Origin of the sequence: Rugamonas sp., assembly GCF_025354735.1 — a bacterium.
In the GTDB taxonomy this organism is placed as follows: domain Bacteria; phylum Pseudomonadota; class Gammaproteobacteria; order Burkholderiales; family Burkholderiaceae_D; genus Rugamonas.
In genome coordinates this window covers 1-22,532 of the sequence record NZ_JANXMI010000092.1, presented here as the reverse complement: position 1 = coordinate 22,532, position 22,532 = coordinate 1, and the positions used below count along the sequence as shown (strand labels likewise).

The window sequence follows — 22,532 nt, the reverse complement described above, 5'->3', positions numbered from 1 at the left end:
GTGCGCTTTGCCGTCTAAAAGTTGTAAGCGAAGATTACAGTTAACCACCGATTAAAAACGATGCATTTATACTCGCGGGTTCGCCCGATCCCTTCCCCGCGCCCTGGGCGCCGCCGCGCCTGTTTATGACGTCACCGCTTTCTTCCCGTGCGCCGACGCTGTCGTCGGCCCTGCCGCGCGCCCTAGTCGCGCTGGTGGCGGTCGCGCTGGCCGTGTGGGCGCAGTGGCTGCCGGCCTCGGTCGAGTCCTATGTGGCCAACGAGTGGCTGCGCGACCGCATCGTGCGCATGCAGGCGTCGACGGTGCCGGAAACGCGGCTGGTGGTGGTCGACATCGACGAGGCCAGCCTGAGCGCCGACGGCCCGTGGCCGTGGCCGCGCGAACGGGTGGCGGCGCTGATCGAGCAGCTGCTGGGGCCGTACCAGGCGCGCGGCGTGGCGCTCGACGTGGTCTTTCCCGAGCCGGGCGACCGCGACGGCGACACCCGGCTGGCGCTGCTGGCCCAGCATGGTCCGCTGGTGATGCCGCAAGCCTTCGATTTCAACGGCGCGCTGCCGCTGCGCAAGGGCGGCCTGAGCGGCGGCGAAGCGGCCGCCACGGCCGGCGCCGCCGTGCCCGCCAGCGGCTACATCGCCAACCACGCCGGCCTGGCGCTGGCGGCCCACACCGGCAATATCGGCTTCATTCCCGACAAGGACGGCATGATACGGCGCCTGCCGATGCTGACCTGGTTCGCCGGCCGCGACTATCCGACGCTGTCGCGCGCGCTGCTGGCCTGCTGCGGCCCGGACCCTATCCCATCTTCGAGCGCAGGCTCGGCCAAAGCAAACGGCGGCCCGACCGACGGCATGGCCGGCGGCGACGGCTTGCGGCGCCTCCCCTACAGCCGCGCCTGGGAAGCCTATACCGTGGTGCCGGCGGCCGACATCCTGGCCCAGCGCTGGCCGGCCAGCCTGATCGACGGCAAGCTGGTGCTGGTCGGTTCCTCATCGCTGGGCCTGTCGGACCGGGTGGCGACGCCGTTGTCGGCCTCCACCAGCGGCTTGCTGGTGCACGCGGCCGCCCTCACCGCCCAGCTCGACGCCCGCGCCGGCCTGGCCCCGGCGCCGTGGCCGGGACGCGCGATCGCCATCGCCTACGCCGTGCTGCTCACCGCCCTCGTCACCTACACCGTCGCGCGCCTGCCGGCCTGGGCCAACCTGGCCATTTTGGCGGCGGCGTCGCTGCTGTGGCTGTTCCTGGCCTGGCTGACGGTGCCGCACGACGCCGAATTCAACAGCACCGGTCCGCTGCTGACCCATTTATTCCTGCTGGCCGTGGCCGTGCCGCTGGCGTGGCAATCGACGCAGCGGCAGTCGCGCAAGCTGCTCGGCACGCTGCGCCAGTACGTGGCCGACGCCGTGGTCGACGAGCTCCTGCGCAGCAATCTGCGCGACCCGCTGGCGCCGCGGCGCGGCGACGTCACCACCCTGATCGCCGACATGGAGGGTTACACCAGCCACGTCGAGGCGCTGACGGTGGAGCAGGCGGCGCAGCTGACGCGCGACTTCCTCAACTGCCTGACGCGGCCGGTGCTGGCCCAGCGCGGCACGCTCGACAAATACACGGGCGACGGCCTGGTCGCGTTCTGGGGCGCGCCGCTGCCGGTGGCCGACCACGCCGACCAGGCCCTCGACGCCGCGCTGGCCATCATCGCCGAGGTGCGCGCCTTCAACCGCGTGCGCGCGGCGCGGGCCGAGGCGCCGCTGCGGGTGCGCATCGGCATCGAGAGCGGGATCGCGATGGCGGGCGACTTCGGCGCCTCCTCGCGCAGCATCTACACGGCCGTCGGCGACAGCGTCAACGTCGCTTCGCGGCTGGAGACGGCGGCGCGCGACCTGCCTTACGACGTCATCATCGGCCCCGGCACGGCGCAGCGGGCGCGGCGCCACCGGCTGACCGGGCTGGGCGAGATCATGTTGCGCGGACGCGAACACAGCACCACTTTATATACGCTGGCGGCGCTGGCCGAGGCGGCGGTGGCGCCATGACGCGCGCGCCATGGCCGCTGCGCCGGCGGCTGCCAGCGCTGGCATTGACGCTGACCCTGGCGCTGACCCTGGCGCTGCCGGCCCGGGCCCAGCTCGCCAGTCCGGCGGCCGCGCCGGCCGAAGTGGCGCCCGACCTTTATATGGATGCCATGCAGTCCATTTCCGAAGGCCGGCGCGGCGACGCCAGCGCGACGCTGGCGCGCATGATCGCCCAGGGGCCGCGTCACGCCGGCGAATGGCTGGACCTCGCGCTGCTGCAATGTGCGCTCGGCAACGACGGCGCCGCCGAACGCCTGTTCCAGGAAATCGAGCAGCGCTTCGATCCGCCGCAGGGCATCCTCGACATCATCGCCCAGCAGCGCCTGCAGGGCTGCGCCGGCACGCCGCTGCACAGTGAGTGGACGCTGACGACGGCGCGCGGCTACGACCGCAATGTCAACCAGGGCGCCAGCAATCCGCTGTACGCGCTGGGCGACGGTTCCGGTCAGCCGCTGCAGCTGCTGCCCGACTATCTGCCGAAACCGGACCATTATTCCGTGGTGTCGGCCGACTATCTGCGCGACCTCGACCAGGACGGCGACCTCGGCTACGCCCAGCTACACGTGCGCCAGAACGATCACCTGTCGAGCTACAATACCATTTCGCTGTTCGCCGGCGCCGAGCATCCCTGGCGCGTGGGCAACTGGCGCATGCGCGCCAGCGGCCTGGTCGGCGCGCTCTCGCTGGGCGGGCGCATGTACCAAGGCCAGAGCCAGTTGCAGCTGCGGGCGACGCCGCCGCTGGCGCTGCCGAACGGGGTGGACTGGAGTGTGCTGGGCGGCGTGTCGCACATGACTTACCGCACGCTGAGCAATTTCGATGCCAATACCAGCGAGCTGCGCAGCATCCTCGGCTACCGCGACGAGACCCGCCAAGTGCAGCTGAACCTGGGCTGGCTCAACGACCACGCCGTCAGCGACCGGCCGGGCGGCAACCGGCAAGGCTGGAGCGCCGAACTGTACGGGCACACCCGGCTGTGGCGCCTGCTCGAAGGCGAACTGGACTTGTCGGAACAGCGCTGGAACAGCGCCCTGGCCTATTCGCCCGGCCTGATCGACACCGTGCGCCGCCAGGACACCTACAATCTGCGCGCCAGCCTGCTGTATCCGCTGACCGCGCGCGTCGCGCTCCAGTTCGACTGGCGCGAAGTGCGCAACCACGAGAATATTTCGATTTTTCAATACAACAATCGCCAGATCCAGTTCAGTCTGCGCTGGCACGACAGCCAATGACCGCCCCGGATAAGCCACCCATGAAGCCCAGTTCCAAAGCCAACCCCGAGCCGACGCCGGTCGCCGAGGCCGGGGCGGCCGGTCCCGACGTCGCGGACACGGCCGGCACCGAGGCGCCGACGACGACCAAGCTGCAAGTGCACCTGCGCAAGATCCCGCTGCTGGCCGGCCTGGACGACGAGGCCATCCAACGCATCAAGCCCGACCTGCGCTACCGCCAGTACCACAAGCGCGACATCGTGCTGCAAAAGGGCGGCAGCGGCGACGGCCTGCTGTTCCTGCTGTCGGGCCAGTTGCAAGTGATCGACGTGACCGAGGACGGCCGCGCCATCGGCCTGCGCATGCTGGCACCGGGCGACTTCTTCGGCGAGATCGCCGTCATCAACAGTTCCACGCGCACGGCCTCGGTGGTGGCGATGAGCGACGTGCTGGTGGCCTTCTTGCCGGCGCCGGCCGCGCTGCACCTGTTTTCGCACGCGCCGTCGGTGGCCAATCTGATGTTGCGCCACCTGGCCGAGAAGATCCAGCGCGACTCCGAGTTCCGCAGCCTGCTGAGCATCAACAACACGGCGCGCCGCATCTACACCTTCCTGGTGCAGCTCAAGACCACCCAGCCCGGCCAGCCCGACGTGGTGGAAAACCTGCCGACCCACCAGGACATCGCCAACATGATCAACACCAGCCGCGAGACGGTGACGCGGGCGCTGCTGACGCTGACCCAGCAGGGCATCGTGCAAAAGGATACCCACCGACTCATCATCCTCGACCCGCAGGCGCTGCAAAAACTGGTCGAGGGTCCGTCCTGAAGCGAGCTTATCGAAACGCCAATGTATAATGCGCGCCGCCGCGCCTGGCGCGCGTGCCCTTTTCTATCCCGTTTTTTCTCTGTAGATGCCCACACCATGATGCTAGTACCACCGTCCGCCCACCACACGCGCCGCCGCGCCGGAGCCCAGCCATGATGGCGCTGGCGCGTCTGCGCAACCTCGCCAATTACCGCGGCTTCATCAAGACCAGCGTGCAGCGCGAATTCCAGTCGAAATACCGCAATTCCATCCTCGGCGCGGCCTGGACCGTGCTCAATCCGCTGGCCATGATCTTCGTCTATACCGTCATCTTCGCCCAGGTGATGCACTCGCGCCTGCCGGACAACAATTCCACCTTCGCCTACAGCATCTACCTGTGCGCCGGCGTGCTGACGTGGAATCTGTTCGCCGAAATCACCAGCAAGGCGCAGACCGTGTTCCTCGACAACGCCGGCTTGATCAAAAAGATCAATTTCCCGCGCCTGTGTCTGCCTGTCATCGTCGTCCTCAACGCCTGCCTGAACTTCGCCATCATCTTCGGCCTGTTCACGCTGTTCCTCGTGGCGTCGGACAACTTCCCCGGCTGGGCCTACCTGGCGCTGTTCCCGGTGCTGGCGATCCTGATCGCGCTGGCCATCGGCCTGGGCATGATCGTCGGCGTCCTCAACGTCTTCTTCCGCGACGTCGGCCAGTTCTTCACCATCGTGCTGCAATTCTGGTTCTGGTTCACGCCGGTGGTCTACCCGCTCAAGGCGCTGCCGCCGGACGTGCGCGACTGGCTGATGTTCAATCCGATGGCGCCCCTCATCATCGCCTTCCACGACATCCTGGTCGCCCACGCGGCGCCGCAATGGGACACGCTGCTGATGCCGGCCGTGGTGGGCATTATCTTGTGCCTGCTGGGCATGCAACTTTTCCGCGCGCGCGCGGGCGAAATGGTGGACGAACTGTGAACGGCAGCATACGCGTATCAAATCTGGGCAAGGCCTACAAACGCTATCCCAACCACCGGGCCCGCCTGCTCGAATGGCTCACGCCGTTCGCCCGGCCGCGCCATGAGCGGATCTGGGTCTTGCGGGACATCAGCTTCCAGGTCCATCCCGGCCAGGCGCTGGGCATCATCGGCATCAACGGCGCCGGCAAGAGCACGCTGCTCAAGCTGATCACCGGCACCGCCGCCGCCAGTACCGGCACGGTGCAGATGGAGGGCCGCGTGGCCGCCATGCTGGAACTGGGCATGGGCTTCCATCCCGACTTCACGGGGCGCCAGAACGCGCTGATGTCGGGCCAGTTGATCGGCCTGAGCGCCGAGGAAATGCGCGACCTGATGCCGGAGATCGAAGCCTTCGCCGAGATCGGCAGCTATCTGGACCAGCCGGTGCGGGTCTATTCCAGCGGCATGCAGATGCGGCTGGGCTTCGCCGTCGCCACGGCGCGCCGCCCGGACGTGCTCATCGTCGACGAGGCGTTGTCGGTCGGCGACGCCTACTTCCAGCACAAGAGCTTCGAGCGCATCCGCAGCTTCCGCGAACAGGGCACGACCCTGCTGATCGTGTCGCACGACAAGGGCGCGATCCAGTCGGTGTGCGACCGCGCCATCCTGCTCGATGGCGGCCGCATCAGCAAGGAAGGCACGCCGGAAGAAATCATGGATTACTACAACGCCATGCTGGCCGAGCGCGAGAACCAGAACGTGCGCCAGGAAACCCACGCCAGCGGCAAGGTGCAGACCATTTCCGGCAGCGGCGAGGCCACCGTGCGCGAGATCGCGCTGCTCAACGAACAGGGCGAGCCGGCCGAGGTGCACGACGTCGGCAGCCTGGTGACGCTGCGGGTGACGGTCGACGTCCACCGCGCCATCCCCAACCTGACGCTGGGCTACCGCATCAAGGACCGGCTGGGCCAGCCCATCTTCGGCACCAACACCTTCCACAAGGAAGCGCCGGTGCCGCCGGTGGCCGACGGCCAGCGCCTCACGTTCACCTTCCAGTTCCGCCTCAACCTGGGGCCGGGCAGCTATTCGGTGGCGACCGCGCTGCACAGCGCCGACACCCACCTGGTCGACAACTACGAGTGGCGCGACCTGGCGCTGGTGTTCCAGGTCATGAACCTGAGCCATGGCTATTTCGAGGGCAGCACCTGGCTGGACCCGCAAGTACAACTGCAAGGCATTTGAGGACGACCATGAGTTTGATTTCCTACGCGCGTAATTTTGAAGACGTTTTGCTGTGGCGCGCGCTGCGCCATATCGAGGCCGGCTTCTACGTCGACGCCGGCGCCGGCGATCCGCAGCGCGACTCCGTCACGCTGGCGTTTTACCAGCGCGGCTGGCGCGGCCTGAACGTGGAGCCGGCGGCCGACACGCTGCTGCGTCTGCGCCAGGCGCGTCCGGCCGACATCAACGTCGGCGCCGCCGTGGCCGCCGCCGCCGGCAGCGCCCTGCTGTACTGCCGCACCGATGCCGCGGCGTCGACGCTGGAACCGGCGCGGGCGCAGGCCTGGCGCGCCGCCGGCCACGAGGTGATGCAACGCGAAGTGCCGTTGCAGACGCTCGATGCGCTGTGCGCGCAGCACGTCGCGTCCGACATCCATTTCATGCACATCGCCGTCGATGGCGCCGAAACGGCCGCTCTGGCCGGGCTCGAACTGCGACGCTGGCGGCCGTGGCTGCTGCTGGTGCGCGGCGGCGCCGCGTTTGCCGACCCCGCTGAAACCGCGGCGTCGGCCGAGCCGCTGTGGCAGGCCGGCGTGCTGGCCCAAGGTTACACGCTGGCGCTGGACGATGGCCGCAGCCGCTATTATGTGGCGCAAGAACAGGCGGCGCTGCTGGCGGCGCTGCGCCTGCCGCCGTCGCCGGCCGACGATTTCATGCTGTGCGAAGACCACGCCTACGCCTACCCGCTGACCGAATGGCGCACGCGCACGGCGGCGGCGGAAGCCGAAGCGGCCGAGTCGCGTACCTGGGCCCTGGCCCATACTGAAGAGTGGAAGCAGAAATACAGCCGCATCGAACAATACGAGCAGACCCAGGCCGAGCACGTGCAGACGCTGCAAGTGCAGACCGAGGCCCTGGCGCGCCAGGGCGCGACGATGAGCGAGCAAGCCCAGTCCTTGCAGAGCCAGTACGCAACGTTGCAGACCCAGCATGCGTCACTCGACGCCCAGCGCCTGCTGCTGGCGGCGCAAGCGGAGACGCTGGCGCTGCAAAAGCACAGCCTGGGCCAGCAGGCGCACGCGCTGCAACAGCAAACCGACCGCGCGCGCCAGGTCGAGCAAGACTTGATCCATGCCCGCTGGAGCGCCGACCACGCCGCCGTGCTGACCGAACAACAGCGCCAGGACACCGAACAACAGCGCCTGCGCGCCGAACACGCCGAAGCCGTCGTGGCCGGCATCACGCGCAGCCTGTCGTGGCGCGTCACCCGCCCGCTGCGGGCCGCCAAGGATGGCGCGCGCGCCGCGCGGCGCCTGCTGCGCCGTGTGGCCGGTGCCGCCAAGCGCGCCGTCCGAGGCCTGCGCACGCTGTCGCGGCGCGCACTCAAGAGCACGCTGCTGCGCGCGATGCGCTTCATCACCGCGCGCCCGGCGCTGTCCTACTTCGTGCGCCGCAACGTGGCGCGCTTCCCGCCGCTGGTGGCGCTGCTGCGCGGCGTCGCGCTGCGCTCCCAGAGCCAGCCGCTGCCGGCCGCCAGCGACGCTCCGGCGGCGGCCGCCGAACTGCTGCATTTGCCGGCCACCGCGCGCCGCGTCTTCGACGACCTGCAGCGCGCACGCCAGCAGCAAGCCCAAACCTGATCCACGAGGACCACTCCGTTTATGCGTATCGTACTAGACTTGCTCGCCTGCCAGGGCTCGAGCACCAACCGCGGCATCGGCCGTTATTCGCTGGCGCTGGCCCAGGCCATGCTGCGCCAGGGCGGCGGCCATGAATTCCGCATCGTGCTCAACAACCACTTCCCGGACAGCGTGGCCAAGCTGCGCCTCACCTTCGCCGACGCCCTGCCGCAGTCGCAGATTTCGGTGTTCGACCTGCCGGCGCCGATCTTCGAGCACGACCGCAACAACAGCTGGCGCCTGCGCGCCGCCGAGCAGCTGCGCGAGCATTACCTGGCCAGCCTGCGGCCGGACATGGTCCACCTGTCGAGCCTGTTCGAGGGCCTCGGCGAGAACGCCTGCGGCTCGGTGCTGCACAACAGCGGCCAGTACGACAACGCCGTCACGCTGTACGACCTGATTCCGCTGATCCGCAAGGAAACCTATCTGACCGACCCGCACGTGGCCAGCTGGTATTACCGCAAGCTGCAAAGCTTGAAGAACGCCGAACTGCTGCTGGCCATTTCCGGCCACTCGCGCCAGGAGGCGATGACGGCGCTGCAACTGCCGGGCGAGCGCGTCGTCAACATCTCGTCGGCGGTCGACACCATCTTCGTGCCGCGCACGCTGGCGCCGCCGGCCGCCGAGGCGCTGCGCGCGCGCTATGGCTTGACGCGGCCCTACATCATGTACACCGGGGGCATCGACTACCGCAAGAACATCGAGGGCTTGATCGAAGCCTACGCCCAGCTGCCCGGCGCGCTGCGCCAGCAATACCAGCTGGCCGTCGTCTGCAGCATCCCCGACGGCGACCGCGTGCGCCTGAACGCGCTGGCGGCCCGCTTCGGCCTGGCCCCGGCCGACCTGGTGCTGACCGGCTTCGTTTCCGACGACGACCTGGTCTCGCTCTACAACCTGACGTCGCTGTTCGTGTTCCCGTCGCTGCAAGAAGGCTTCGGCCTGCCGGCGCTGGAGGCGATGTCGTGCGGCGTGCCGGTGATCGGCTCCAACAACAGCAGCATCCCCGAGGTGATCGGCCGCGGCGACGCGCTGTTCGACCCCAACAGCGTGGCCGACATCAGCGCCAAGATGCACCACGCGCTGACCGACGCCGACTTCAGCGCCAGCCTGGCCGCGCACGGTCTGGTCCAGGCCAAGCTGTTTTCGTGGGACGCCAGCGCGCGCAAGGCGATCGACGCCTTCGAGGCGCGCCACGCGCAGCGCCAGCATGTGGCGCGCAGCACCGTCAGCGTACCGGACCAGCTCGACGGACGGCGGCCGCGCCTGGCCTTCGTCTCGCCGCTGCCGCCGGAACGCTCGGGCATCGCCGACACCGGCGCCGAGCTGCTGCCGGAACTGGCGCGCTATTACGACATCGACCTGGTGCTGGACCAGCCGGTCATGACGGATACCTGGGCCACCGCTAATTTCCCGCAGCGCAGCGTGGCCTGGTTCGACGCCAACGCCCACCGCTTCGACCGCATCCTCTACCACTTCGGCAATTCCTCGTTCCACCACCACATGTTCCCGCTGCTGGCGCGCCATCCGGGCGTGGTCGAGCTGCACGACTTCTTCCTCAGCGGCGCCGTCAACTACATCGACGCCGCCAAGCTGCAACCGAATTTTTATTGCCAGTCGCTGTACGCCTCGCACGGCTATCCGGCGCTGGCCCATGAGCAGGAGCACGGCCGCGCCGCGTCCTACTACCAGTATCCGAACAACAAGGCGGTGCTGGACCAGGCCACCGGCGTCATCATCCACTCGGCCCACTCGGCCGCGCTGGCCGAACGGTGGTACGGACCGGGCCGGGCCGACGCATGGCGCTCGATCCCGCTGCTGCGCCTGTTGCAGGGCGATCTCGACCGCGCCGGCGCGCGCCGCGAGCTCGGCTTCGGCGAGCGCGACTTCGTGGTCTGCTCCTTCGGCCTGCTGGCCATCACCAAATGCAACGACCGCATCCTGGAAGCGTGGCTGGCCTCGGCGCTCGCCGAAGACCGCGACTGCCACCTGGTGTTTGTCGGCGAAAACAATATCGAGAAATTCGGCCAGGACCTGGCCAAGCGCATGAGCGGCCACAAGCGCATCAAGATCACCGGCTTCGCCACGCCCGCGCTGTACCGCAGCTATCTGATGGCGGCCGACGCCGCGGTGCAGCTGCGCACGCTGTCGCGCGGCGAAACCTCGGGCACCATCCTCGACTGCCTGGCGTTCGGCCTGCCGACCATCATCAACAGCCATGGCTCGGGCGCGGAAGTGTCGGCCGACGTCACCATCAAGCTGCCGGACCAGTTCACCATCGACGAGCTGAGCGCGGCCCTGGTGCGCCTGCGCGCCGAGCCGGACCTGGCGCGCAGGCTGTCGCAGCGCGGCGCCGACTACATGCTGCGTCAGCACCACCCGGCCCGGATCGGCGAACAGTACCGCGACGCCATCGAACACTTCGCCGCGCACAGCCCCGGCGCCCGCTACGCCGACCTGATGCGGCGGCTCGCCGCGCTCGACACGGCCGCCGCGCCGAGCGACGAAGACTGGCTGCAAACGGCGGCCTGCATCGCCTCCAACCAGGCCGGCACGATGGGCCGCCAACTGCTCGTCGACATCACCGCGCTGGCCGCCGAGGCCGGGCCCGAACGCACGCTGCTGCGCGAGCTGGTGCTGGCGCAGCCGGCCGGCTACCGCATCGAGCCGGTGCTGCGGGTGGACGGCGGCTACCGCTACGCGCGGCGCGCCACGCTGGAACTGATAGGCCGGCCGCAGCTGGTGCTGGACGATGCGCTGGCCGAGATCAAGCCCGGCGACATGCTGTTGCACTGGGGCGGCGGCGCGGCCGACGCGGCGCTGGCCAACCGCGGCGTGATCCAGGCCGCCATGCGCTTCGACGGCGCGGCCAGCGGCGGCGAGGAGCCGGCCGCCGTCGCCCAGGCTGTTATAACGCCTGCCGCGCACGGCGCGCATGGCGCGGCGGCTGTCGTTCCGGCCGCCGCCCATACGGGCAAGTTGCCGGCCGCCGCCATGCCGGTGCGGCGCGCGCTGGAAGCCTTGGGCGGCACGTGGGATAGCTGCCTGCCGCTGGCGGGCACGCCGGCCGGCCCGGCGCGCGCGGCCGCCCGCACCGCGCTGGAACTGGCGCCGGACGATGTGCTGGTGTGCGCGCTGGGCTGGCCCGACGCCGCCCGACAGGCCGCCTTACAGGCCGCGTGGCAAGCCTCGCCGCTGGCGGCAGGCGGCCGCTACCGTCTGCTGTTCGCCGATGCCGGCGCCGCCGGCTCGGCGCTGGCCGGCGCCGACCTGGCCCTCCACCTGGCGCCGCTCGACGCCGCCGACCTGCAAGCCTGCCTGGCGCACGGTGTGCCCAGCCTGCTGCGCCGGGAGCAGCAACATGGCTGAGCAAGCCCCCCCGGCCGCGGCGGCCGAGCGCCGCCAATTGCTGGTCGATATTTCGGTACTGGCACGCCAGGATGACAAATCGGGCATCCAGCGCGTGGTGCGCAGCGTGCTGCACGCGCTGCGCCAGGCGCCGCCGCCGGGCTACCGCGTCGCCACCGTCTATGACGCCGGCGGCTATTACGCCTACGCGGACGGGATGGCGATGGCCGGCGCCGGCGCGGAACCGCCGATCGCGGTGCGCCGCGGCGACATCTTCTACGGCCTCGACCTGTCACCGCTGGGCGTGTGCGCCAATGCGGCCACGCTGGCCGACCTGCGGCGCCACGGCGTGCGCCTGTATTTCATGATTTACGATCTGCTGCCGATCACCCGGCCCCAACTGTTCATGGCCGGCGCGCCGGTGCCCTATACGGCGTGGCTGCGCACGATCGCGCAACTGGCCGACGGCCTGATCTGCATTTCGCGCGCCGTCGCCGACGACGTGCTGGCCTGGCTGGAACAGGCCGCCGTGTGCCGTTCCGACCCGCTGGAAGTGAGCTATTGCCACCTGGGCGCCGACTTGCTCACGGCACCGGCCAGCACCGGCATCGACGCCGGCGACCGGCAGGTGCTGGGCGCCATCGCCGGCCGCCCCGCGCTGCTGATGGTCGGCACGCTGGAGCCGCGCAAGTCGCAGTCGCAGGCGCTGGACGCCTTCGAGCTGCTGTGGCGGCGTGGCGTGGACGCCAGCCTGGTCATTGTCGGCCGGGCCGGCTGGATGGTCGAGGCCCTGGTCGAACGGCTGCGCCAGCATTCCGAGCTGGGCCGGCGCCTGTTCTGGCTCGACCATGCCAGCGATGAAATGCTGCTGCGCCTGTATCAGGCTTGCTCGGCGCTGCTGGCCGCGTCGCAGGCCGAGGGCTTCGGCCTGCCCCTGATCGAGGCCGCGCAGCACGGCCTGCCGGTGGTGGCGCGCGACATCCCGGTGTTCCGCGAAGTGGGCGGCCACCATGCGTTTTATTTCAACGCCGACGATGACGCCGGCCTGGCCGAGGCGCTGACCGCCTGGCTGGACTTGCACGCTCAGGGGCGGGCGCCGGCATCGACCGCCATGCCCCATCTGGACTGGGCCGCCAGCACCGCCCAGATCGTCGATTGCCTGTTGCAGCGGCGCCGCTACCGCCGCGGCGCCACGCTGATGGCGTGACGGTGCGGCTGCCGTAACCCAACAACCCCACCGAACACGGGAAAAACCGCATCGCCATCGCTACCCTCGGGTGTTGACTCAGTGTAATATTCTGAAACAATAGTTTATTTTCCTACAATTTGCACTATGATGCAGTTCTTCGGCCACCCATACAATCCTCCATGCTGTTACGCGAACTAGCCCACGGCAAGCACACCAAGCGCTTGCTGGGTGGCTTGCTGATATTGAACTTATTGTTGCTGCTATTTTTCATCTGCTTCGACTACCAGCTGATCTTCCATTCCGACGCGGCCGTCAAGAACCTGTTGGCGCAAGAAATCTACGAAACCGGCCAGTACTTCCCGCGACAGTGGAATTACATTAATAACGACCTGTGGGTGTTGTATGTCCACACCTGGATCGTGCCGCTGCTGGCCATCATGCCCAACGGCTACGCCACCCATGCCATCTCCGACATCGTTTCCGCCGCCCTCATCCTCGGTTCGACGTGGCTTGTGACGGGTGTGCTGGGCCAGTCGCGCCCGGCGCGCATGTTGAGCATGCTGATTATTTCCAGTGGCATGTCGCTCTTCATGGCCGAACACGTCTTCGGCCAGGCCGCCTACGGTTCCATGTATTACATGGGCTGTTTGCTGCTGTACAGCTACTGGGCGCTGAGCCATGCGGCCGGCGCGGCGCGCTGGCGCTGGAGCGCGGCGACGCTGGGGCTGACGGTGCTGATCTTCTGCGCCAATCCGCAACGCGCGCTGATTTACTACGGCCTGCCCTTGGCCGCCGCCGCCGCCGCGCTGCAGATGATCGACTGGCAGGATGCGCGCGGCCATGGCCGCCGGCCATCGTGGCGCCAGGCCGGTCAGCTGGCGCTGGTCGCGCTGGCCATCGCCGGCGGCACCGCCCTCAACCATCACATCCTCAAACTGGTCCATAACACGGCTGGCCTGACCCAGCTGAACTGGGTCAACTTTGACGGCATGGTGCGCAACGTGATGGGCACTGTCCACGGCCTCATCAGTATGTTCGACGGCATGCCACGGCTCGACACGCCGGTCGTCTCGGCCATGGGCGCCTATATGCTGCTGCGCACGCTGACCGCGCTGGTGGTGCTGGCGCTGCTGCCGTGGGCGCTGTTGAAGACATTGCAACCGCAACGGCGCGGCGCCTGCTACATCGCCGTCTTCACGCTAACGTCGATGCTGCTCAACCTGTTGATTACGCTGAGCACTGGACTGGCCGACATGAACGCGCCCGAATCGGCGATCCGCTATCTGGTGCCGCCGCTGCTGCTGATGGTGCTGCTGTTGGTGAGCGTGATAGTCGATCGCCGCACGCTAAGGCCAGCCATGCGCGTCGTCGGCCTGACCGCGCTGGCCGTGCTGGCCACCAGCGCCCCGGCCACTTATTTGTATCCCTACGTCGACTGGGCCCGCGGCGGCATGCACCACGGCCTGGTCGTGACGCAGGATACGCAGCTCATCGACTACCTCGAACAGCAGGGCCTGCACTACGGCTACGCCACCTACTGGAACGCCGGCAAGCTGACCGTGCTCAGCGCACAGCAGCTGCGCATCCGCGCGGTCGACATCGCCGACGGTTTGCCGCTGCCGAGTCGCAACCTCGGTTCGGACCGCTGGTACCAGCCGCAGGCATGGCAAGGCCCGACCTTCCTGCTATTGACGACGGCGGAAGCGGCGACGCTGAAGCGCGATGCGCTGGCCGCGCTGACCGGCGCGCCCCGCGTGCTCGACTATCAAGGTTGGCACATCCTCGTCTTCAACGACAATCTGGCCCGCACGCTGCCGCTATGGCGGCGTTGACTTTCAAGAACCCTGATGCGCCGCTAGTCGGCGCACGAAAGACCCGTACTATGGAACAACTTACTCCCGTGCCCCTGATCTCGGTCGTGATCCCGGTCTACAAGGCCGAGCTCATCCTCGACGAACTGTACCGCCGCCTGCGCGACGCGCTCGAGCCCATCAGCCCGCGGTTTGAAATCGTGCTGGTCGAAGACTGCGGCGGCGACCGTTCCTGGCCCGTCATCGAACGGCTGGCCCAGGCCGACCCGCGCGTCGTCGGCCTGCAGTTCAGCCGCAATTTCGGCCAGCACTACGGCATCACGGCCGGCCTCGACCAGTGCCGCGGCGACTGGGTCGTCGTCATGGACTGCGACCTGCAAGACCAGCCCGAGGAAATCCCGCGCCTGTACGCCAAGGCCCTGGAGGGTTACGACGTGGTGCTGGCGCTGCGCGGCGCGCGCCAGGACCCGCTGCGCAAGCGCCTCACCTCGTGGCTGTTCTACCGCATGTTCAGCTATCTGGCCGACATCGATTTCGACGGCGACAGCGGCAACTTCCGCATCATGTCGCGCCAGGTGGTGAGCAACTTCCGCCGCATGCGCGAGCAGCTGCGCTTCTTCGGCGGCCAGGTGCAGTGGATGGGCTTTCCCACCACCGGCATCGAGGTGCAACACAACGAGCGCTTCGAGGGCGCCTCGACCTACACCTGGTCCAAGCTGTGGAAGCTGGCGGCCGACACCATCATCGCCTATTCCGACAAGCCGTTGCGCATGGCGGCGCGGCTGGGCCTGACGATGGCGGCCGTGTCCTTCGGCTTCGGCGGCTTCCTGCTGGTGCGCTCGCTGGTGCAGAGCTCGCCGATCCAGGGCTGGGCCAGCCTGATCGTGTCGCTCTACTTCATCGGCGGCCTCATCATCGGCATCCTCGGCATCCTCGGCGTCTACCTCGGCAAGGCCTTCGACGAATCGAAGAAGCGCCCGCTCTACATCGTGCGCCGCATGACGCCGAACGCCGGAGCCGGCTTTGAGCACTGAGGCCGCGCCGCTGCTGCGGCCGGCGCCCTGGGACGCGGCCGCCTTCGGCCTGCCGGCCTGGGAACTGGCCGAGTACAGCGCCGCCGCGCTGGCGCAGGCCGACGCCGCGCCCGGCATCCAGACCGTCAAGGTCGATCCGCTGGCCGACAAGCGCTTGTTGCAGGAGCACGGCTTTTACTACGCCGACACCCTGCTCGAAACCCGCGCCGCGCCGGCCCAGCTGCGCGCCTTCGACGTCGCGGCCGGCCTGCGCGTGGCGCGCGACATCGGCGCGGCCGACGCCGCCGCCCTGCTGGCCATGTGTCACGGCGTGTTCGCCCACGGCCGCTTCCACCGCGACTTGAACATGGACCAGGCCGGCGCCGCGCGGCGCTACGACAACTGGCTGCTGCAACTGTTGGACGCCGGCGAGGTCTACGCCCTGTACGCGGCCGACGGCGCGCCCGCCGGCTTCATCGGCTGCCACGGCCCCAGCCTGGTGCTGCACGCGGTGGCGCCGTCGCAGCGCGGCCGCGGCCTGGCCAAGCACTGGTGGCGCCTGGTCGTCGACGACTTGTTCGCGGCCGGCCACGCCACGGTCGGCAGCTCCATTTCCGCCGGCAACATGGCGGTGCTCAATCTGTACGCCTCGCTCGGCTTTTCCTTCCACCGTCCGCAAGACATCTACCACCGCATCGTGCCATGAATTATCTCTATATCGTCCTCACCATCGCCCTCACCGTCTACGGCCAGATCGCCATCAAGATGCAGGTGCTGGCCGCCGGCGCGCTGCCGGCCGCCGGCGCCGACAAGCTGCTGTTCCTGCTGCGCCTGCTGCTCAATCCGTGGATCGTCAGCGCCTTCGCGGCCGCCTTTTTGGCCTCGATTTCGTGGATGGGCGCGATGACCAAATTCCCGCTCAGCCACGCCTATCCCTTCATGGCCCTCAATTTCGTCATCGTGCTGCTGCTCGGCGCGTGGCTGTTCCAGGAACCGATTTCGATCACCAAGATGGTGGGCATGGCGCTGATCTGCGCCGGCACCGTCATCGCCGCACAAGGATAAATGATGAGCACCACCATCCCCTTCAACAAACCCTTCATGACCGGCCGCGAACTGTGGTACATCGCCCAGGCCCACACCAACGGCCACCTGTCGGGCGACGGCCAGTTCACCAAGAAATGCCACGCCTGGCTGGAACAGCGCACCGGCACCAAGCGCGCCCTGCTGACGCACTCGTGCACGGCGGCGCTGGAAATGGCGGCGCTGCTGGCCGAGGTCCAGGCCGGCGATGAAGTCATCATGCCGTCCTACACCTTCGTGTCGACCGCCAACGCCTTCGTCATGCGCGGCGCCATCCCCGTGTTCGTCGACATCCGGCCCGACACGCTCAACATCGACGAGAGCAAGATCGAGGCCGCCATCACGCCGCGCACCAAGGTGATTTTGCCGGTGCACTACGCCGGCGTGGCCTGCGAGATGGACACCATCATGGACATCGCCAGCCGCCACAAGCTGATCGTGATCGAAGACGCGGCCCAGGGCATCATGTCGACCTACAAGGGCCGCGCCCTGGGCACCATCGGCCACATGGGCGCCTATTCCTTCCACGAGACCAAGAACATCGTCTCCGGCGAGGGCGGCGCGCTGCTGGTGAACGACGCCGCCTTCGCCGAGCGCGCCGAGATCATCCGTGAAAAAGGCACCAACCGCAGCCAGTTCTTTCGCGGCCAGGTCGATAAATACACCTGGGTCGACGTCGGTTCGTCCTACCTGCCGGGCGAGGTGATCGCCGCCTTCCTGTGGGCCCAGATGGAGGAGGCCGACGCCATCACGCGCCGCCGCCTCGACCTGTGGGACCGCTACCACGCCGCCCTGGCGCCGCTGGAAGCGGCCGGCAAACTGCGCCGGCCGGTGCTGCCGGACGGCTGCGTCCACAACGCCCACATGTATTACATCTTGCTCGATTCGCTGGAGCAGCGCGGCAAGGTCATCGACAACATGAAGCGCCAGGGCGTGAGCACCGTGTTCCACTACGTGCCGCTGCACAGCGCGCCGGCCGGCCTGCGCCTGAGCCGCGCCCACGGTTCCATGCGCCACACCGACGAGCTGTCGGCCCGCCTGCTGCGCCTGCCGCTGTGGGTGGGACTGGAAGACAGCCTGGCGCGCGTGGTCACCGCACTCAACGAAGCGCTATGAGCGGCGCGGCGGCGGTGAGGGATGCGGTGCCGCTGGTCGTCGACCTCGACGGCACGCTGCTGCGCTCGGACATGCTGCTCGAATCAGCGCTGGCCTTTGTGCGGGCCGCGCCGCAGCGCGCGCTGGCGCCGCTGTGGTGGCTGGCCGGCGGCAAGGCCGCGCTCAAGCGGCGCCTGGCCGAGCAGACCGACATCGACGTGACGACCCTGCCCTACGACCCGCGCGTGCTGGCGCTGATCGAGCGCGAGCGGGCGCTGGGCCGGACCATCGTGCTGGCCACGGCCAGCGACCGCCTGCTCGCCGAGCGCATCGCCGCCCACCTGGGCCTGTTCGACGAGGTGCTCGCCAGCGACGGCGGCGTCAACCTGTCGGCCGGCCGCAAGCGCGACGCGCTGCTGGCCCGCTACGGCCGCCAGGGCTACGATTACGCCGGCAACAGCGCCGACGACTTGCCGGTGTGGGCCACGGCGCGGCACGCCTGCGTGGTCGGCGCCGGCGCCGGCCTGCTGCGCCGCGCCCGCGCCTGCTGCGAGGTCGCCGAGGTGCTGCCGCCGCCGCCGGCCCGCGCGCGCCTGCGCACCCTGCTCAAGGCGCTGCGCGTGCACCAGTGGAGCAAGAATCTGCTGCTGTTCCTGCCGCTGCTGGCGGCCCACCAGGGCGGCGACCCGCTGCGGCTGCTGGCCGGCATGCTGGCCTTCCTGTGCTTCAGCCTGTGCGCCTCCAGCGTCTACCTGCTCAACGACCTGCTCGACGTGGCCGACGACCGCCACCACAAGAGCAAGCGCGCGCGGCCGTTCGCGGCCGGCAGCCTGTCGCTGCTGACCGGCGTGGCGCTGGCGCCGCTGCTGCTGATCGCCGCCTTCGGGCTGGCCGGGTGGCTGCTGCCGTGGCGCTTCAGCGCCGTGCTGGGCGGCTATTACGCGCTGACGCTGGCCTACACCCTGCACCTGAAACGGGTGATGGGGCTGGACGCCATCACCCTGGCGGCGCTGTACACGCTGCGCCTGATCGCCGGCGCCGCCGCCTTCGACGTGCCGCTGACGTTCTGGATGCTGGCGTTTTCGATGTTCATGTTCCTCAGCCTGGCGCTGGTCAAGCGCTACGCCGAACTGCGCGAAGCGCGCAGCCGCGGCGACGCGGCCCAGGCGCGCGGACGCGGCTACTTCCCCGGCGACCTCGACATGATCGCGTCGCTGGGCGCGGCGTCGGGCTATCTGGCGGTGCTGGTGCTGGCGCTGTACACGCAAGACCACGCCACCGTGGCGCTGTACCGGCGGCCGCAGCTGATCTGGCTGGCCTGCCCGCTGCTGCTGCTGTGGATCACCCGCACCTGGATGCTGACCCATCGCGGCCTGATGCACGACGACCCGGTCGTGTTCGCCATGAAGGACCGCACCAGCCTGGTGATCGGCCTGCTGTTCGCCGCCATCTTCGGCGCCGCCGCCTGAGTTGGCGGCGGCCGGCTAGGCGGCTAGGCGGCTAGGCGGGCAGAATTCAACGCCTCAATGCTTCAGCAGCGGTCCCAGGCCGCCGTGGGGATAGACCAGCACTTTCAGCGCGCCGCAGACGACGCTGGCGGCCGGCGCGCCGTTTTGCGCCACGATCAGCGCCTCCGGCGGCTTGTTCTGGTCGACGCCCTCGACGGCGACCAGCGCGAAATCATAGCGCGGCAAGAAGTTTTCCCTGGTGGTGATCCACTGGTGCTCGTGCAGGTCGATATAGGATGGCGCCACCACGGGCTGGCGGTGGGTATTCATGGCCACCCACGCGGCGTCCCAGTAGCCGCCGTAGCCGTTGTGCAAATCGTATTGGGCGAAGACGCCGTCGGCGCAGGCCAGGTCGGCCGGATAATATTCATGTTGCAGCGGCCCCGATTGGGCCACCACGCGCGTCAGCGGCCACGCCAGGAGCGCCGCACCCAGCCACAGTGCCACGGCGCTGCGGAATACGCGGCGCAACGGCGGGCGGACGGCGGCGGCCGACCGGCGCTGGCCGCGCAGCGCATACAGCAGCGCCGGTCCCAGCACCAGCGGCAGCACGAACACTGGGATCAGGTAGCGCACCGTCGGCGGCACGCTCGACACGGCCATCACCGCGACGACGCCGCCGGCGCTGCCCACGCTGAACAAGCCCAGCCAGCCGGCCACCGGATCGGCCAAACGCCAGCCCTTGTCGAGCAGCGTGCCGGGAAGCAGCGTCAGCAGCGTGGCGTAATACAGGCCGCACGCCAGCAGCAGCCCCGGCGACTGCCGCCCCACTTCGGCCGCGATGCCGCCCAGGTCGCGCAGGTTGGCGCCGGTCTGGCGCCAACCCAGCCGCCACGGCAAGCCCACGCCGTTGGGCACCAGCAGCTTCCATTTGTACAGCAGCACGCCGGCCACACAGGCGGCCAGCAGCGCCAGCGCCAGCGGCCGCCAGTTGGCCGGGGCCAGGCGGCGGCGCAGCAGCGCCAGCGCCCCCAGCGCCGGCAGCGCGCACTGCATCAGGTAAAGCCGGTCCGACAACACCGTCAGCGCCGCCAGCAGCGCCAGGCCCGCCAGCGCGCCGCGCGTGAGCGGCGGCGCATCCGACCGCAGCGCCGGCAACAGCAGCGCCAGCGTCGCCAGCAGCGCCAGGAAGGTGCCGAAATGGTAGCTCGTCAGCATCAGATAGGTGTAGGGGAAAACGCCGTTGACGGCCGCCAGGCTGGCCGCCATGGTGGCCAGCGCGGCCGCCGCCGTGGCGTTCAGCGGCGAGGTGAAACGGCGCAGCACCAGGGCGGACAGCGCCCACAGCAACAACGCCTGCACCGCCATGATGGCGGCCAGCGCATAGTAGACGCTGCCGGTCAGCCAGCGCAGGCCGAAGTAAAGCGGCCAGTCCGGGAAGAAATACGGCGCCGGCGTGAAATACCACTGGCCGAAATGGCCGCCCCGCTCGAACAGGTCGTGGTACACGGCCGGCAGGTAGATGGCGTCGGAATTGAAGAACAGGTCCGGCGTGATGCCTTGCCTGAGGTAGACCAGCGCCAGGCAGGCGGCCGCCAGCACGGCCAGCGCCAGCGCCGGCAGCAACTTCATTACACGCAACAGCCGCGGCGCGGTCACAGGCTGAGCTTTTTAAAGATGGCCTCCGGTATGGAGCGAATCATCAGCATGATGGCGCGCCAGAAGAATGGCGTGTAGAGCACGCTGCGGCCCTGGTCCATGGCTTGAACGATGGCGCCCGCCACCTGGTCGGGCGTGGCCCACAGCGGGCCCTTGGGGAAGGCCGCCGTCATCGGCGTGTCGACGAAGCCGGGCTTGATCGTCAGCACCGTGACGCCGGCCTTGTGCAGGCGGTTGCGCAAGCCTTGCAGGAAGATCGCCAGCATGCCCTTGGCGCTGCCGTACACATAGTTGGACTGGCGGCCGCGGTCGCCGGCCACCGAGCCGATCACGGCGATGCAGCCGTGGCGCTGCGCTTCGAAGCGGTTGGCCAGCTCGGTCAGCAGATTGATGACGCTGAGCGCGTTGGTGCCGATTTCGCGCAGCGCCAGCGCGGCGTCGGCCTGGCAGGCCTGCTGGTCGGGCAAGGTGCCGTGGGCGATCAGCACCGCGTCCAGGCCGCCCAGCGCGGCGACCGCCTCGGCGATCAGGCCGGCGTGCGACTCGGTGGCGCCGGCGTCGAAGCGGGCGCCGCCGCACTGGGCGGCGCCGCGGATGGCCAGGTCGGCGCACAGCGCGGCCAGGCGCTCGCCGTCGCGGGCCAGCAGGATCAGGGCGTCGCCGCGCTGGGCGAAGCGGCGCGCGGCCGCCTCGGCGATGGCGGAGGTGGCGCCGATGATGAGGATTTTTTGCATGAGCTACAGTCCGAGACGGTGGGATTGACAGGAGGCGAAGGCGTCGAGCGCGCCGTATTGGCGGCGCACGCGCTGGAATTGCAGATAATTCGGATAGCTGTGTTCGAACGTGGCGCGGCTCATGCGCGCATCCTTGGCCAGGTAGAGGCGGCCGCCGGCGGCCAGCACCATGGCGTCGAGTTCGGTGAGCAGCGCGAGCAGGCCGGCCTCGAGCTTGAAGTCCAGCGCCAGCGTGTAGCCTTCGACGGGGAAGGACAGGTAGTTGTCGTTGGCGGGGCCGAAGCTCTTGAGCACGGCCAAAAACGAGCCGCGTCCCGACGCCGCGACCCGGGCCAAAATGGCGCCCAGGGCGGCGATGCCGGCCGCGCGCGGGATGACGAACTGGTATTGCACGAAGCCGGCCTTGCCGTACAGCCGGTTCCAGTGCAGCAGGCCGTCGAGCGGATAAAAATACGGCTCGTAGTGGACGCGCCGGCGCGCCGCGCGCGGTTGGTGGAAATACAGGGTGTTGAAGGCGGCGATGGCATGGCGGTTGAGCAGCTGCGGCGGCAAATCGACCGGCAGCGTGCGGCTGCGCGTCGGCAGCGGCGCCAGGCCCCCCTCGTCCGCGTGCTCGCCGAGCATCAGCAGCGAGCGTCCCAGTTTGGCGCCGGCGGCCAGGCAATCGATCCAGGCCACCGAGTAGCTGGCGCCGTGGTGCTGCTCGAACAGTTCCAGGGCCTCGGCCAGCGAGCCGGCGCGCAGCGTGGTCTGGTCGATATAGGCGCTGCGCACGGCGCGCAGGCGCACGCTGGCGCCGAGGATGATGCCGGTCAGGCCCATGCCGCCGCAGGTGGCGCGGAACAGCTCGGGATGCGCGTCGCGCGAGCAGTGCAGCACGCTGCCGTCGGCCAGCATCAGTTCCAGCGACAGCACGTGGGCGCTGAAGCAGCCGTCGACGTGGTGGTTCTTGCCGTGCACATCGCTGGCGATGGCGCCGCCGACGGTGACGAATTTGGTGCCCGGCGTGACCGGCAGGAACCAGCCGCGCGGCAGCAGCACGGCGAGGATGTCGGCCAGCGTGGCGCCGGCCTCGCAGCGCAGCACGCCGCTGGCGGGGTCGAAGTCGAGCAGCAGATGGCGCGCCGCGCTGCCCAGCACCAGCGGCGCCAGCGCGCTGTCGCCGTAGCTGCGGCCCAGGCCGCGCGCGATCAGCGGCGCGCCGGCCAGGCGCA

The 22,532-nt window shown here is 69.0% G+C and carries 17 protein-coding genes; 14 read left to right on the top strand and 3 right to left on the bottom strand.

Annotated features, from left to right (window positions below):
* Positions 1-125 precede the first annotated feature (125 nt).
* From Q0S71_RS08180 to Q0S71_RS08115, 14 genes are all read left to right on the top strand, one after another.
* Entirely contained in the window at positions 126-2,030 is a 1,905-nt protein-coding gene (locus Q0S71_RS08180) for a CHASE2 domain-containing protein (protein WP_295993887.1), read from the top strand.
* Complete coding sequence (locus tag Q0S71_RS08175; protein ID WP_295993886.1) at positions 2,027-3,301, top strand: tetratricopeptide repeat protein; 1,275 nt, start codon at positions 2,027-2,029, stop codon at positions 3,299-3,301. The genes Q0S71_RS08180 and Q0S71_RS08175 overlap by 4 nt, the downstream gene beginning before the upstream one ends.
* 20 nt (positions 3,302-3,321) lie before the next feature.
* Complete coding sequence (locus tag Q0S71_RS08170; protein WP_295993885.1) at positions 3,322-4,107, top strand: Crp/Fnr family transcriptional regulator; 786 nt, start codon at positions 3,322-3,324, stop codon at positions 4,105-4,107.
* A gap of 152 nt (positions 4,108-4,259) precedes the next feature.
* Complete coding sequence (locus Q0S71_RS08165; protein ID WP_295993884.1) at positions 4,260-5,060, top strand: ABC transporter permease; 801 nt, start codon at positions 4,260-4,262, stop codon at positions 5,058-5,060.
* Positions 5,057-6,283 carry an ABC transporter ATP-binding protein gene (locus Q0S71_RS08160; RefSeq protein WP_295993883.1) on the top strand — a complete coding sequence of 409 codons (1,227 nt, stop codon included), beginning with the start codon at positions 5,057-5,059 and terminating at the stop codon, positions 6,281-6,283. Before Q0S71_RS08165 ends, Q0S71_RS08160 begins: the two co-directional genes overlap by 4 nt.
* 8 nt (positions 6,284-6,291) lie before the next feature.
* Positions 6,292-7,902, top strand: a complete 1,611-nt coding sequence (locus Q0S71_RS08155) for an FkbM family methyltransferase (RefSeq protein ID WP_295993882.1) — start codon at positions 6,292-6,294, stop codon at positions 7,900-7,902.
* Positions 7,903-7,923: 21 nt separating this feature from the next.
* Positions 7,924-11,307: a glycosyltransferase gene (locus tag Q0S71_RS08150; protein ID WP_295993881.1), complete on the top strand. Its 3,384-nt coding sequence runs from the start codon at positions 7,924-7,926 to the stop codon at positions 11,305-11,307.
* Entirely contained in the window at positions 11,300-12,493 is a 1,194-nt protein-coding gene (locus Q0S71_RS08145) for a glycosyltransferase family 1 protein (protein ID WP_295993880.1), read from the top strand. Before Q0S71_RS08150 ends, Q0S71_RS08145 begins: the two co-directional genes overlap by 8 nt.
* Before the next feature lie 161 nt (positions 12,494-12,654).
* A complete protein-coding gene (locus Q0S71_RS08140) occupies positions 12,655-14,307 on the top strand; it encodes a hypothetical protein (protein WP_295993879.1) in 1,653 nt (550 codons plus the stop codon).
* A gap of 50 nt (positions 14,308-14,357) precedes the next feature.
* Positions 14,358-15,320 carry a glycosyltransferase family 2 protein gene (locus Q0S71_RS08135; RefSeq protein WP_295993878.1) on the top strand — a complete coding sequence of 321 codons (963 nt, stop codon included), beginning with the start codon at positions 14,358-14,360 and terminating at the stop codon, positions 15,318-15,320.
* A complete protein-coding gene (locus tag Q0S71_RS08130; RefSeq protein ID WP_295993877.1) occupies positions 15,310-16,005 on the top strand; it encodes a GNAT family N-acetyltransferase in 696 nt (231 codons plus the stop codon). The genes Q0S71_RS08135 and Q0S71_RS08130 overlap by 11 nt, the downstream gene beginning before the upstream one ends.
* Positions 16,002-16,364 (top strand): EamA family transporter, encoded by a 363-nt coding sequence (locus Q0S71_RS08125; RefSeq protein WP_295993876.1) that lies wholly within the window; start codon positions 16,002-16,004, stop codon positions 16,362-16,364. The genes Q0S71_RS08130 and Q0S71_RS08125 overlap by 4 nt, the downstream gene beginning before the upstream one ends.
* Positions 16,365-17,498 carry a dTDP-4-amino-4,6-dideoxygalactose transaminase gene (gene rffA, locus Q0S71_RS08120; RefSeq protein WP_295993875.1) on the top strand — a complete coding sequence of 378 codons (1,134 nt, stop codon included), beginning with the start codon at positions 16,365-16,367 and terminating at the stop codon, positions 17,496-17,498.
* The gene (locus Q0S71_RS08115; RefSeq protein WP_295993874.1) at positions 17,495-18,946 is read left to right on the top strand and encodes a UbiA family prenyltransferase; all 1,452 of its coding nucleotides are present in this window, start codon (positions 17,495-17,497) and stop codon (positions 18,944-18,946) included. The genes rffA and Q0S71_RS08115 overlap by 4 nt, the downstream gene beginning before the upstream one ends.
* Before the next feature lie 54 nt (positions 18,947-19,000).
* Here the strand turns inward: Q0S71_RS08115 and Q0S71_RS08110 are convergent, their stop codons facing one another.
* The 3 genes from Q0S71_RS08110 to Q0S71_RS08100 form a co-directional block, all read right to left on the bottom strand.
* The gene (locus Q0S71_RS08110) at positions 19,001-20,557 is read right to left on the bottom strand and encodes a hypothetical protein (RefSeq protein ID WP_295993873.1); all 1,557 of its coding nucleotides are present in this window, start codon (positions 20,555-20,557) and stop codon (positions 19,001-19,003) included.
* A 23-nt stretch (positions 20,558-20,580) separates the two neighbouring features.
* Entirely contained in the window at positions 20,581-21,318 is a 738-nt protein-coding gene (locus Q0S71_RS08105; RefSeq protein ID WP_295993872.1) for an SDR family oxidoreductase, read from the bottom strand.
* Between the two features lie 3 nt (positions 21,319-21,321).
* Positions 21,322-22,532, bottom strand: a 1,211-nt coding sequence (locus tag Q0S71_RS08100; RefSeq protein WP_295993871.1) for an FAD-binding oxidoreductase, incomplete at its 5' end; no start/stop codon positions are given.

Bases quoted from the DNA above. Each gene is read 5' to 3' on its own strand.
- Q0S71_RS08110 (WP_295993873.1), bottom strand. From the start codon at position 20,557: ATGAAGTTGCTGCCGGCGCTGGCGCTGGCCGTGCTGGCGGCCGCCTGC.
- Q0S71_RS08155 (WP_295993882.1), top strand. From the start codon at position 6,292: ATGAGTTTGATTTCCTACGCGCGTAATTTTGAAGACGTTTTGCTGTGG.
- Q0S71_RS08145 (WP_295993880.1), top strand. From the start codon at position 11,300: ATGGCTGAGCAAGCCCCCCCGGCCGCGGCGGCCGAGCGCCGCCAATTG.
- Q0S71_RS08125 (WP_295993876.1), top strand. From the start codon at position 16,002: ATGAATTATCTCTATATCGTCCTCACCATCGCCCTCACCGTCTACGGC.
- Q0S71_RS08140 (WP_295993879.1), top strand. From the start codon at position 12,655: ATGCTGTTACGCGAACTAGCCCACGGCAAGCACACCAAGCGCTTGCTG.
- Q0S71_RS08105 (WP_295993872.1), bottom strand. From the start codon at position 21,318: ATGCAAAAAATCCTCATCATCGGCGCCACCTCCGCCATCGCCGAGGCG.
- Q0S71_RS08175 (WP_295993886.1), top strand. From the start codon at position 2,027: ATGACGCGCGCGCCATGGCCGCTGCGCCGGCGGCTGCCAGCGCTGGCA.
- Q0S71_RS08165 (WP_295993884.1), top strand. From the start codon at position 4,260: ATGATGGCGCTGGCGCGTCTGCGCAACCTCGCCAATTACCGCGGCTTC.
- rffA (WP_295993875.1), top strand. From the start codon at position 16,365: ATGATGAGCACCACCATCCCCTTCAACAAACCCTTCATGACCGGCCGC.
- Q0S71_RS08150 (WP_295993881.1), top strand. From the start codon at position 7,924: ATGCGTATCGTACTAGACTTGCTCGCCTGCCAGGGCTCGAGCACCAAC.
- Q0S71_RS08170 (WP_295993885.1), top strand. From the start codon at position 3,322: ATGAAGCCCAGTTCCAAAGCCAACCCCGAGCCGACGCCGGTCGCCGAG.
- Q0S71_RS08135 (WP_295993878.1), top strand. From the start codon at position 14,358: ATGGAACAACTTACTCCCGTGCCCCTGATCTCGGTCGTGATCCCGGTC.
- Q0S71_RS08115 (WP_295993874.1), top strand. From the start codon at position 17,495: ATGAGCGGCGCGGCGGCGGTGAGGGATGCGGTGCCGCTGGTCGTCGAC.
- Q0S71_RS08180 (WP_295993887.1), top strand. From the start codon at position 126: ATGACGTCACCGCTTTCTTCCCGTGCGCCGACGCTGTCGTCGGCCCTG.